Source organism: Pseudoflavonifractor sp. MCC625 (assembly GCF_018784545.1).
Taxonomy (GTDB): domain Bacteria; phylum Bacillota; class Clostridia; order Oscillospirales; family Oscillospiraceae; genus Pseudoflavonifractor_A; species Pseudoflavonifractor_A gallinarum.
This window is the reverse complement of sequence record NZ_WQOJ01000048.1, coordinates 123,671-136,729: the sequence shown is the minus strand read 5'-3', so window position 1 is coordinate 136,729 and position 13,059 is coordinate 123,671. Positions and strand designations below refer to the sequence as shown.

The following is a 13,059-nucleotide window of genomic DNA, read 5'->3' as shown; positions in this document are numbered from 1 at the left end:
TGTAAAAAATGAAAATTTCTGTTGGAATAGAGTGACAAATATTGCGCTAAGTCATTGCTTTTTTCCTTTAGAGAGTTATAATGAGTGCCTGGAGCGTGCGGGAATGTGTTGTGGTCCGCACCTCCAGGCATTTATTTATAATGACTGCAAAGGAGAGAGGATTTGACATGAAGCGCACAGACATCCGCAGAGGACTGGCCGCTGTGCTGGCCACCCTCACCCTGGTGCAGGGCACGTCCCTGGCCGCGCTGGCTGCCGAGGCCGATCTGACCGAGGTCACGGAAGCTGCAGAGGAGGCCGTGGCTTTCGCTGAGCCCCAGCTTCAGAGCGGCGAAGCTGTGATTCCCGAGGGCGCAAGCTCTGAAGAGGTCGAGCAGATTCTTTTTAACACACTGGTTGCCAACAAAGACCAGGTGGACGATGAGAGTTTGGAGTGGGAGTATTACTGCACCGGCAGAAACGGTCTCCTGACCAATGACGCCTGGGGCTCTGTGAATGGCTTTACCAGTGAGAAGAAAGTCGTGTTTGTTCCCACTACGTTTACCCACCCTGCCCTGTCCGCGAACGAGGACGGAAACTACCAGGTCCGTCTGGCCGGTACTACCGCTGAGGTCACCCTGCACAAGGTCGCCAAGCTGTCCTCCTCCATTACTTTGAACGAGGGCTGCACCGTAGGCCTGCCCTACAACGAGGATGCTTCGGTTGACTTTGAAACCCTGTATCAGAGCATCTTCAGCACCGTGGTGGCCTCTACCAGCCCCGAAGTGACCCTGGACGATGTGACTATTGAGTATTATGCCGAGAACGTGGTCATGGGCAAACCCGCTGGCACACATGAGTGGGTTCGTCTGGAAGGTGATACGATTAAGAGCGCCATCGGCATTCCTCTGGAGTACCCCGCCATCTCCGCTGGCGAGCAGCAGATCCGTGTCTCCTACGCCGGGACGGAGGATACCTACGGCACCTCTGCCAAGACTACGGTCACCTTCACTGACCGCGAGCAGGTTCAGTTCAACCTGAACCCCGCTCCCTACGAGGTGGGCTTGGTCTTTGACGCTGAGCAGGGCTATGACTATGACGCCACCGCCGCCGCCATCTATGACGCCGTGGTAGCTTCCATCACCCCTGCCTCCGATGGTCAGGTGTCCGTGGAATACAACGTGGACAAGACCAGTATTACCGACAGCTTCAAGCCCCTGAACGAGACCGATCTTACCGGCCTGATAAAGTTCGGCACCGGCGAGTGGGAGATCAAGATCTCCGTGGGCGATACGAAGGTGTACAAGGGCAACTCCACGATCGTGACAGTGAACATGACCGACAGTCGCCCTGCCAGCATCGTGGCCCTCAAGCCCGGTGTGTCCTTCACCTACAACATGGACGCCTCCGTCATGGAGCAGGCCATCTTCGAAAATGCCATTGACTGGGAGAACTCCACCCTCCCCGCCAAGGAGACCCTGAGCGCCGACGATTTTGAAATTACATACTACAGTGAAGCCATTCTTTTTGACGGCGGCATCGACTCCGGTATCAAGAGCTGGGTCCCTCTGGAGGGCAAAAGCTATGACCTGGGCAATGTAAACCTGGGTACTTATCCTCAGATGGGTGCCGGTGAGCAGTCCATTCACGTCAGCTACAAGGGCGACGCCAACTTCCGTCCCAGCGAGAATGCCGAGGGCACTGTCACCGTCAACAAGGCCAAGGTGTCCGTGAAGGTCAACTCCGCCAACATCTTTGCCGGAGACGAGCTGCCCGAGAACTTCATCACCACCAGCCCCGCTGACCAGTTCGACCTCTACACCATCTACGCCGGCGTCACCAGCAACGTCACCACCGGCCTCTATCTGGACCTGCCTGAGCGCTACACCGACAACTCTCTGCTCATCCAGACCATCGACAAGGCCCTGGAGGCCATCGGTCAGAAGACTCTGACCCAGATGATGCAGGAGGGTATCACCGTGGGCGAGCTGCGGGAGCTGCTGAGCACCCAGGAGCTGCTGGACCTGCTGGACAAGCTGAACATCGACACCGGCACCTTTGGCCAGATCCTCACCGTCATCAACAAGCTGCCCGGCATCCTGGACAGCGTGCGCATCTCCTTCGGTACCCCCAACCGGGCCGGCCTGTACACTGTGGCTGTGGTCACCGACAACAAGAACTATGAGACCGGCGTGGGCATGGGCTTCCTGCTGGTCAAGATGCGCCTGAGCGGCACCCACCTGACCTGGAATCGGGAGATTCCGAACGGCAAGCTCTCCGCCGCCGATGCCAAGAACTTTGATTTCAAGGCCACCCTCACCTGTGATGGGGAAGCTGTGAAGGATCAGAGCAGCGTCCACTACCTCTATTCCGGCATGACCAGCAAGTGGCGCATTTACTCTTCCACCACGCCTCCCACTGAGCCGGGCCGCTATGTGGTCACCGTCTGCATCCTGGGCGGAAACTACATGGCCGCACCCCTCACCCGCGCCTTCCAGATCACCAAATAATCTCCCTTGACGCACAGGGCCCCCGGTATTACACTCCATACCGGGGGCCCTTTTTCTCCCCATCCAAGCCGTGAGGAGGTCTTTTGCCATGTCACACACCGCCGAATTGATTGCGGTCGGTACAGAGTTGCTGCTCGGCAACATCGCCAATACCGACGCGCAGATGCTCTCCCAGGGGCTCTCCGCCCTGGGCATCAACGTCTACTACCACACCGTGGTGGGGGACAATCCCGGACGGCTCCGCGCCGCCGTGGAGCTGGCCAAATCCCGGGCCGACCTCATCATCACCACCGGAGGGCTGGGACCCACCTGCGACGATCTGACGAAAAATGTCCTGGCCGAGTGCTTTGGCCGCAAGCTGGTCTACAACGCCGAGGCCGAGGCGCGCTGCCGCTCCTTTTTCCAGAAAATCGGGCGGGAGATGACCGCCAACAACGCCCAGCAGTTCTATGTGCCCGAGGGGGCCGTGGTGTTCCAGAACGACTGGGGTACCGCCCCCGGCTGCGCCTTTGAGGAGGGCGGGGTCCACGTGCTTATGCTGCCCGGCCCGCCCCGGGAGTGTACCGCCATGTTCCGCCACCGGGCGGTTCCCTATCTCCGCGCCCTGTCCGAGGGGGCCATCGTCTCCCGCACCCTCAAGCTCTTTGGGATCGGCGAGTCGGGCATGGAGGAACTCCTGCGGGAGAAGATGAACGCCATGGAGAATCCCACCCTGGCCCCCTATGCCAAGGAGGGGGAGTGCGAGCTGCGCATCACCGCCAAGGCCCCTACCGAGGCCGAGGCCCGGGCTCTCATTGCTCCGGTAGAGGAGGAGCTGTGCGCGCTCTTCGGCCACAAGATCTACGGTGCGGACATCTCTTCCCTGGAGGAGGCGGTGTTTGCTCTGCTCCGGGAGCGGGGCCTTACCTTGGGCAGTGCAGAGAGCTGCACCGGGGGACTGATCGCTAAGCGCATGACCGATCTGCCCGGTTCCTCCGCCGTATTCCGGGGCGGCGTGGTGAGCTACACCAATGCGGTCAAGGAGGGAGTCCTGGGCGTGCCCCATGCCCTGCTGGAGGAGTACGGGGCGGTGAGCGAGCCGGTGGCCCGCGCCATGGCGGAGGGGGCCCGCCGGGTCCTGGGATGTGACATCGCGGTCTCCACCACCGGCGTGGCCGGGCCCGATTCCGATGACCGGGGAAACCCGGTGGGACTGGTCTATGTGGCCATCGCCACACCGGAGGGGACCCGGGTGCGGGAGCTCCATGCGGGCAGTGGCCGGGAGCGGGTGCGTACCGCTGCCGCCCACAATGCTTTCGACCTGGTCCGCCGCTATCTGACCAAATAAAGAAAAAACGGTCTGTATTTTGATAAACTCAAAATACAGACCGTTTTTATATGTGGCATCAGCGGCGGAAATAGGGGCTCTCTCGGTACTGCACTGCTTCGGCCAGGTGGTGGGGCTGGATCGCCTCGGTCCCGTCCAGATCGGCGATGGTGCGGGCCACCCGCAGGATGCGGTCATAGCTCCGGGCGGTGAGGCCCAGCCGCTGGAAGGCACCCCGCATGATCTCCTGCCCCGCCTGGTCCAGGGGGCAGAAGCGCTGGATCTCCTGGGGGCCCATGTGGGCGTTGCAGTCCGGGCCGTCCGGGCCGAAGCGGGCGCTCTGGCGTGTGCGGGCGGCCTCCACCCGGGCGCGGATGACAGAGGAACTCTCCCCCTGTGCACGGCGGGAGAGTGCGTCAAAGTCCAGGGCCGGGACCTCCACATAGAGATCCACCCGGTCCAAAAGCGGGCCGGAGAGCTTCCCCAGATACTGCTTGACCTCCCCCTCCGAGCAGCGGCACCGGCCGCCGGGCTGGCCGTACCAGCCGCATTTGCAGGGGTTCATGGCGCACACCAGCATGAAGCGGCTGGGGAAGATCTCGCTGGCGGCGGCCCGGGCGATCTGCACCCGCCCCTCTTCCAGGGGTTGGCGGAGGGACTCCAGCACGTCCTTGTGAAATTCGGGCAGCTCATCCAGGAAGAGTACCCCGTTGTGAGCCAGAGAGATCTCCCCGGGCCGGGGAATGGGGGAGCCGCCCCCGGCCATGCCGGTGGCCGAGATGCTGTGATGGGGGGAGCGGAAGGGCCGGCGGGTCACCATGGGGGCCTCACGGGAGGTGAGTCCCAGGACGGAGTGGACTTGGGTGGCCTCCAGGGCCTCCCGCTCGCTGAGTCGGGGCAGAATGGAGGGCAGCCGGCGGGCCAGCATGGATTTCCCCGAGCCGGGCGGGCCGATCATGGCTAGGTTGTGCCCTCCGGCCGCGGCGATCTCCAGGGCCCGCTTGGCCTGGTCCTGTCCTTTTACGTCGGCAAAGTCCAGCTCCGCACCTGTGGGATCGCCAGGGACCCAGCGGGGGGCGGGAACAAGGGCCTCATCTCCCCGCAGATGGCGCACCAGCTGGCCCACGTCTTCCACCGGATAGACGGTGAGACCGCCAGCCAATGTGGCCTCGGCGGCCGAGTCGGCCGGGACATAGAGGTCGGTGATCCCGGCACGGCGGGCGGCCAGGGCCATGGGGAGCATGCCGGTCACCGGGCGCAGCGCTCCGGCCAGGGAGAGCTCCCCCACAAAGGCGGCACCTGCCGGCAGGGGCGGAAGCTGTCCGCCGGCCGCCAGAATGCCCACCAGCATGGGCAGGTCGTAGACCGTGCCCGCTTTCCGCCGGTCGGCAGGAGCCAGGTTGACCGTGATGCGGGAGACAGGAAAGGAAAAGCCGCAGTTTTTGGCGGCGGAGCGCACCCGGTTGCGGGCCTCCTTCACCGCCGCATCGGGTAGGCCCACCACATCAAAGGCGGGCAGGCCATTGGAGAGGTCGCACTCGGCCAGGACCTCATATCCATTGAGCCCCTGAAGACCCAGGGAGCGCACATGACAGAACATTTTGACTCCACCTTTTTCCAAAACAGTAACGGTATGAAAGGACCGTGCTTAGCAAATCATAGAAGAAATGTCCCCCGGGGATGGGAGTGGCGTGGAAAAACGCTGTCCACGATTCCCATTTGTTAAAAAGAAAAAACCCGCATTTATCATATCGTATTTATATGCTTTTTTCAATTGAAACAGTGAGTTTAATTAGCTAATACGGGCATTATAATTTATAATCGTGATTTTTTAATGAAAAGCGTTTTTTCTGCGGGGAGGGCGATTTACAAACAGAATGGTTGGTGATAGAATAAGGACGCTGCTGAAAAGGAAAACACACAAGGAGGAATCGTTTCATGGCTCGTAAGCTGAAAACGATGGACGGCAATACAGCGGCCGCCCATGTATCCTACGCCTTTACCGAGGTTGCGGGTATCTACCCCATCACCCCCTCCAGCCCCATGGCCGACAATGTGGACCAGTGGGCCGCCGCGGGTCGTAAGAATATCTTCGGCACCACCGTCAAGGTGATCGAGATGGAGTCCGAGGCCGGTGCCGCCGGTACCGTTCATGGCTCTCTGGCCGCCGGTGCCCTGACCACCACCTATACGGCTTCCCAGGGTCTGCTGCTGATGATCCCCAACATGTACAAGATCGCCGGCGAGCTGCTGCCCTGTGTGTTCCACGTGTCTGCCCGTACTGTGGCCAGCCACGCGCTGAACATCTTCGGTGACCACTCCGACGTCATGGCCTGCCGCCAGACCGGCTTTGCCATGCTGGCCGAGGGCAATGTGCAGGAGGTCATGGACCTGGCTGCTGTGGCCCATCTGGCTGCCATCAAGTCCCGTGTTCCCTTTATCAACTTCTTCGACGGCTTCCGTACCTCCCACGAGATCCAGAAGGTCGCCATCTGGGATTATGACGATCTCAAAGAGATGGTGGACATGGACGCTGTGGAGGCGTTCCGCAAGCGCGCTCTGAACCCCGAGCACCCTGTCATGCGCGGTTCTCACGAGAACGGCGACGTATTCTTCCAGCATCGCGAGGCCAGCAACAAGTACTACGACGCCGTTCCCGGCATTGTCGAGGAGTACATGGGCAAGGTCAACGAGAAGCTGGGCACCAACTATCAGCTCTTCAACTACTACGGCGCTGCCGACGCTGACCGCGTCATCATCGCTATGGGCTCCATCTGCGACGTGGCCGAGGAAGTCATTGACTACCTGAACGCCCACGGCGAGAAGGTGGGCCTGGTGAAGGTCCGCCTGTACCGTCCCTTCCGGGCCGACAAGCTGCTGGCCGCCATCCCCGCCACCGCCAAGAAGATCGCCGTTCTGGACCGGACCAAGGAGCCCGGCGCTCAGGGCGAGCCCATGTACCTGGATGTGGTCACCGCTCTGGCCAATGCCGGTATCACCGACAAGACCGTCATCGGCGGCCGTTACGGCCTGGGCTCCAAGGACACTCCCCCCAGCAGCGTGTTCGCTGTCTATGAGGAGCTGGAGAAGGCCGAGCCCAAGCGTCAGTTCACCATCGGCATCGTGGACGATGTGACCAACCTGTCCCTGGCCGAGCACGACTGCCCCAACACCGCTGCTGAGGGCACTATCGAGTGCAAGTTCTGGGGTCTGGGCGGCGACGGTACTGTCGGCGCCAACAAGAACTCCATCAAGATCATCGGCGACCACACCGACAAGTACGTCCAGGCCTACTTCCAGTATGACTCCAAGAAGACCGGCGGCGTGACGGTGTCCCACCTGCGTTTCGGCGACAAGGCCATCCGCAGCCCCTACTATATCAACAAGGCCGACTTCGTGGCCTGCCACAATCCCTCCTATATCATCAAGGGCTATCCCATGGTCCGCGATGTGAAGGACGGCGGTACCTTCCTCATCAACTGCCAGTGGAGCGCTGAGGAGCTGGACAAGCATATGCCCGCCGTGGCCAAGCGCTACATCGCTGCGCATAACGTCCAGGTCTACACCATCGACGCCATCGACCTGGCCGCCAAGATCGGCATGGGCAAGCGTACCAACACCATCCTGCAGTCCGCCTTCTTTGCCCTGGCCAAGGTGATGCCTGAGGCCGAGGCTATCCAGTATATGAAGGACGCTGCCACCCACTCCTACCTGAAGAAGGGCCAGGACGTGGTGGATATGAACCACAAGGCCATCGAGGCCGGCGCCACCGCCTTCAAGAAGTTCGACGTGCCCGCCTCCTGGGCTACTGCCGAGGACTGCGGCTGCACCGCCGAGCTGAGCGGCCGTCCCGCCACCGTGAAGATGGTGAAGGACCTGCTCACCCCCATCAACAAGATGGAGGGCGATTCCCTGCCCGTCTCCGCCTTTGAGGCCCATGTGGACGGTACCTTCGAGCAGGGCGCTTCCGCCTACGAGAAGCGCGGCGTGGCCGTCAATGTTCCCACCTGGGATCAGAACAAGTGTATCCAGTGTAACCAGTGTGCCTATGTCTGCCCCCATGCCACCATCCGTCCCTACGCCCTGACTGAGGAGGAGGCCGCTAAGGCTCCCGCCGCCACCAAGGCTGTGGAGATCAAGGCCGGCAAGGGCAAGGGCACCTACAAGTTCGCTCTGGCTGTCTCTCCCCTGGACTGCATGGGCTGCGGCGTGTGCGCCAAGGTCTGCCCCGTGCAGGCCCTGACCATGGTGCCCCAGGAGCAGGAGGCCGAGCAGCAGAAGGTCTTCGACTACATGGTGGCCGAGGTTGCCTCCAAGGCTGACATGGAGGGTACCTCCAACATCAAGGAGAGCCAGTTCAAGCAGCCCCTGCTGGAGTTCTCCGGCTCCTGCGCTGGCTGTGCTGAGACCGCCTATGCCCGCCTGGTGACCCAGGTCTGCGGCGAGCGGATGTATATCTCCAACGCCACCGGCTGTTCCTCCATCTGGGGCGGCCCCGCTGCGACCTCTCCCTACACCGTCAACAAGTGCGGCCAGGGTCCCGCCTGGGCCAACTCCCTGTTTGAGGACAATGCCGAGCATGGTCTGGGCATGTACCTGGGCCAGAAGGCCATCCGCGAGCGTCTGATCGCCAAGGTCCGCGAGCTGGAGGAGGTCACCACCATCGACACCAAGCGTGCCGCGTGCCACGAGTACCTGGCCACTCTGGAGGATGGCGTGGCCAACCAGGCTGCTACCGCCAAGCTGGTGGAGGAGCTGGAGAAGGATCCTGGCTGCCACTACTGCCAGGAGATCCTGGCCGAGAAGGAGTACCTCTCCAAGAAGGCCGTCTGGATCTTCGGCGGCGACGGCTGGGCTTACGACATCGGCTACGGCGGCCTGGACCACGTCCTGGCTTCCGGCGAGGATGTCAACGTCTTCGTCTTCGACACCGAGGTGTACTCCAACACCGGCGGTCAGGCTTCCAAGGCTTCCAACATCGGCCAGGTGGCTCAGTTTGCCGCTGCCGGTAAGCGTGTGGCCAAGAAGAGCCTGTCTGAGATCGCCATGCAGTACGGCTACGTCTATGTGGCTCAGGTGGCCATGGGCGCCAACCCCGCTCAGACCCTGAAGGCCATCAACGAGGCTGTCAACTACCACGGTCCTTCTCTGATCATCGGCTATGCTCCCTGTGAGATGCACTCCATCAAGGGCGGCATGACCAACTGCCAGAGCGAGATGAAGAAGGCTGTGGAGTGCGGCTACTGGAACCTGTTCCGGTTCAACCCCGCCGCCAAGGCCGAGGGCAAGAACCCCTTCACTCTGGACTCCAAGGCCCCTGCTGGCGGCTATCAGGAGTTCCTGATGAACGAGGCCCGCTACTCCTCCCTGACCCGCTCCTTCCCCGAGGAGGCCAAGGAGCTCTTCGCTCAGAACGAGGAGGCCGCCAAGGCTCGTTACGAGCACCTGGTGCGCCTGACCGAGCTGTACAAGTAATCCAGATCTACAAGATCCCCGGACACCATGTGTCCGGGGATCTTTTTATCCTTTTTGAAAATAATTAGTTGACCGGTCAACAGCATTGACAACCCATATCCAATCGTATATTCTAATAGAACAGCCATTTTTTTGAGAGAAAAGAGAGAAGAAAGGAATATGTCTATGCCGGAAGAAAAGCAGCGGCACAGCCGCTACGAGCGGGACCTGACCGAGGGGCATGTGGTAAAACAGCTCATCCTGTTTGCCCTGCCTTTTTTGGCCTCCAACCTGATCCAGTCCCTGTACAGCGTGGCAGATATGCTCATTGTGGGTAATTTTGCGGGCAATATCAGCATGTCGGGCGTCAACATCGGCAGTCAGATCACCTTTATCCTGACCAACATCGTGGTGGGACTCTGTACCGGCGGAACCATCCTCATCGCCCAGGCCATGGGGCGCAGGGACCGCAAGGCCATTGAAGAGGTGACGGCCACCCTGATGACCACCCTGCTGATCGCGGGCGTCATCATCACGGCGCTGATGATCTTTCTGCGGGTACCCATCCTTCGGCTGATCCAGACGCCGAAGGAGGCTTTTGACGAGGCAAACCGCTATCTGGTGGTGACCTGCGCAGGTATCCTCTTCATTTTTGCCTACAATGTGCTCAGCGCGGTGCAGCGGGGCATGGGAGACTCCAAGCGCCCCTTCTACTTTGTCCTCATCGCCTGTGTGACCAATATTGTACTGGACTATGTGCTGGTGGCCATTTTCCACATGGGAGCGCTGGGCGCCGCCATCGCCACGGTGTTCTCCCAGGGGCTGAGTGTGGTGCTCTGTATGGTGACTCTGGCCCGGGACAACTTTGTCTTTGACTTCAAACCCAAATCCCTCCGGGTGGACCGGCACTATGTGGGTCGGATCTTCCGCCTGGGCCTGCCCTCTGCGGTGCAGAATGGAGTGACCAGCTTCTCCTTCCTGATCATCACGGTACTCACCAACTACATCGGCGGAGTCAACGCCTCGGCAGCTGTGGGTGTGGTGTCCAAGTTCAACGGCTTTGCCATCATGCCTGCCGTGGCGCTGGCGGCCTCCATCTCCACCATCTGTGCACAGAACATCGGCGCCGACCGCTGGGACCGGGCGGTCAAGACCTGCTGGATCGGCACAGGAATTGCCGCCGTCATCAGCGTGCTCATCTTCCTGGTGACCCGGATCTTCCCGGCCGAGATCATCGCCCTCTTTAACCGGGACCCGGAACTGGTGGGGTACGGCGTGGTCTACATGAATACCTTCTGCTTTGATTATCTGTTCGTGCCTTTCTGCTTCTGCATCAACGGCCTGTTCATTGCCAGCGGACACACTACTTTCTCCCTGACCAACAACCTCATGTCCTCTCTGATCCTGCGTATCCCGGCGTGCATCCTGTTCTCGCTGGTGCTGGACTGGGGCATGATGGGCGTGGGCGTGGGCGCCCCAGTGGCCTCCGCCGGCTCCCTGTGTGTGATCATCGGCTACTATCTCTCCGGAAAGTGGAAAGAGAACCGAGCCGGCCAATAAATAAAATGTACCCCCGGCCATCCGTTCGGATGGCCGGGGGTGCTGTTTTGTTGGGAGTGATTCAGAAGAGTAAGGCGCGGTAGAGCGCCTCGTCCCGGGGGGTAAAGACGTTGAAGATCACCTGCCGAATTTGAGGAAGATGGTCCAGCTCCTCCCGAACGGTGGCCACAGCCAGCGCGGCGGCCTCTTCCCCGGGAAAGCCATATACCCCGGTGGCGATGCAGCAGAAGGCCACCTGCTCGATCTGGTTTTTGGCCGCCAGGGACAGGCAGGAGCGGTAGCAGTTCTCCAGCGCGGTCCGGTCTGCCGGGGTGACCGCCCCCTCTACCCGGGGGCCCACGGTGTGGAGCACATATTGGGCGGGCAGGTTGTAGGCCGGGGTGAGTTTGGCCTTTCCGGGCGGCTCGGGGTGGCCCTGTGCCTCCATCCGAGCGTGGCAGGCCAGGCGGAGCTGAATGCCTGCGGCCGAGTGGATCACATTGTCAATGCAGTTGTGCAGGGGACGAAAGCAGCCCAGCAGGGCGGGATTGGCCGCATTGACCACGGCCTGACAGCGCAGGGCGGTGATGTCTCCCCGCCAGAGGGAGAGACGGCGGTCCAGGGGGACCGGCGGGAGCGTATCTGCGTCGGTGAGCACGCGGCGGGAGAGGTCATCCTGGAGAATCTGGTCCTGCAAAACCAGCAGCTCCGGGGCAATGGGTTTTGGCGGGCGGGTGTTCATCAGAGCGCGCAGGAGCTTCCGCCGCTCCTCTGGCCCGGCGGGGAGAGACACGGTTTTCCCCTGTTCCTCCAGCAGGGCGGTGAGCAGCGCCCGGAGCGCAGCGTCGTAGGTCATGGGAAGGCCCCCTTCCAGATGGATTTTTCCCCAGTATAGCACAATTTGGGGGAGAAATGGCAGCCCCAAGGGGATCTTTCCTGCTGACAGGGGGGTCGGATGGTGCTATAATGACACCATCCGACCATATGTCCTGTGAAAGGGACAAAAAGAAAGGAATTGTATGGATCAGACGATTTTACTGCCCAACGGCGTGCGCATCTGTACCGAAGCGGTGCCCGGCGTGCGCTCGGCGGCGCTGGGCATCTGGGTGGGCACCGGCTCCCGCCATGAGAAGGCGAGCGAGAACGGGGCGGCCCATTTTATTGAGCACATGGTATTCAAGGGGACCCAGCGGCGCACCGCCGCCGCCCTGGCCGAGGAGATGGACGCCATCGGCGGACAGGTCAACGCCTTTACCACCAAGGAGTGCACCTGCTTCCACGCCCGGGTACTGGACACCCACCTGCCCCTGGCCACCGATATTCTCTGTGATATGTTCTTCTCCTCCCGCTTTGCCGAGGAGGATGTGGAGACCGAGCGGGGGGTCATCCTGGAAGAGATCGGCATGTATGAGGATAACCCCGAGGACCTGTGTGCCGAGCGGCTGGCCCTGGAGGTCTACCGGGGCTCCTCCCTGGCCCGGCCCATCCTGGGCCGGAAGGCCACCCTCAGCAAAATGACGGGCGAGTGGCTGCGGACCTATATGCGGGAGCACTACCGTCCGGACCGGATCGTGGTCTCCCTGGCGGGGAGCTTCCGGAGTCAGGATGTGGAGGAGCTCAAGGAGCGCTTCTCGGCGCTGGAGCCGGGCAAATCCCCCGCCTCCCGGCCGGGGGCCTACCAGGCGGCCTTCACCCTCAAGAAAAAGGCCATCGAGCAGAACCACCTGACCCTGGCCTTCCCGGGCCTCCCCTACGGCGATGACCGGCGCTTTGCCCTTCAGCTCCTCTCCACTACCCTGGGAGGCGGAATGTCCTCCCGGCTGTGGCAGGAGGTGCGGGAGAAGCGGGGGCTGTGCTACTCGGTCTACTCCTACACGGCGGGCCACGCCGAGACCGGCCTCTTCGCCATCTATACCGCCCTGGGCCGGGAGATGGAGGAGGAGGCCCTGCGCACCATCTGCGCCGCGGTGCGGGACTATGCCGAGCACGGGATCTCGGAGGAGGAGCTCTCCCGGGCCCGTGAGCAGGCCAAAGCCAATATTCTCATGGGACTGGAGTCCACCCAGGCCCGTATGAGCCATATGGGACGGGGGGAGCTGCTCTACGGCCGGGTCCTCACCCCGGACGAGATCATCGGGGGCTATGACGCGGTGGAGCGGGAACAGATCCGCGCCCTGGCCCAGGAGCTCTTTGACTTCCAGCAGGCCTCCCTGTCCGCCGTGGGGCGTGTGGGGAGCGAGGAGATGTACCGCAGTATCATCCACTGACGCG

At 61.7% G+C, this 13,059-nt stretch carries 7 protein-coding genes; 5 read left to right on the top strand and 2 right to left on the bottom strand.

Features of this window, described 5'->3' with window-relative positions; translation table 11 throughout:
* Nucleotides 1–167: 167 nt before the first annotated feature.
* On the top strand, nt 168–2,489 hold the full coding sequence (locus GPK94_RS16225) for a hypothetical protein (RefSeq protein ID WP_252192670.1): 2,322 nt from the start codon (nt 168–170) through the stop codon (nt 2,487–2,489).
* Between the two features lie 88 nt (nt 2,490–2,577).
* Nucleotides 2,578–3,816 (top strand): competence/damage-inducible protein A, encoded by a 1,239-nt coding sequence (locus GPK94_RS14995; RefSeq protein WP_215656173.1) that lies wholly within the window; start codon nt 2,578–2,580, stop codon nt 3,814–3,816.
* A 58-nt stretch (nt 3,817–3,874) separates the two neighbouring features.
* Here GPK94_RS14995 and GPK94_RS14990 read toward each other — a convergent pair whose 3' ends face one another.
* Entirely contained in the window at nt 3,875–5,395 is a 1,521-nt protein-coding gene (locus GPK94_RS14990; protein WP_215656172.1) for a YifB family Mg chelatase-like AAA ATPase, read from the bottom strand.
* A gap of 338 nt (nt 5,396–5,733) precedes the next feature.
* On the opposite strand from GPK94_RS14990, the gene nifJ reads away from it, so the two are divergent.
* The gene (nifJ, locus tag GPK94_RS14985) at nt 5,734–9,270 is read left to right on the top strand and encodes a pyruvate:ferredoxin (flavodoxin) oxidoreductase (protein ID WP_193535808.1); all 3,537 of its coding nucleotides are present in this window, start codon (nt 5,734–5,736) and stop codon (nt 9,268–9,270) included.
* A 165-nt stretch (nt 9,271–9,435) separates the two neighbouring features.
* Nucleotides 9,436–10,809: an MATE family efflux transporter gene (locus GPK94_RS14980; RefSeq protein WP_186963247.1), complete on the top strand. Its 1,374-nt coding sequence runs from the start codon at nt 9,436–9,438 to the stop codon at nt 10,807–10,809.
* Between the two features lie 61 nt (nt 10,810–10,870).
* Here GPK94_RS14980 and GPK94_RS14975 read toward each other — a convergent pair whose 3' ends face one another.
* Nucleotides 10,871–11,644: a protein-ADP-ribose hydrolase gene (locus tag GPK94_RS14975; RefSeq protein ID WP_215656171.1), complete on the bottom strand. Its 774-nt coding sequence runs from the start codon at nt 11,642–11,644 to the stop codon at nt 10,871–10,873.
* Between the two features lie 163 nt (nt 11,645–11,807).
* Between GPK94_RS14975 and GPK94_RS14970 the strand changes: the two genes are divergently transcribed.
* Nucleotides 11,808–13,055: a pitrilysin family protein gene (locus GPK94_RS14970; RefSeq protein ID WP_215656170.1), complete on the top strand. Its 1,248-nt coding sequence runs from the start codon at nt 11,808–11,810 to the stop codon at nt 13,053–13,055.
* Nucleotides 13,056–13,059 lie beyond the last annotated feature (4 nt).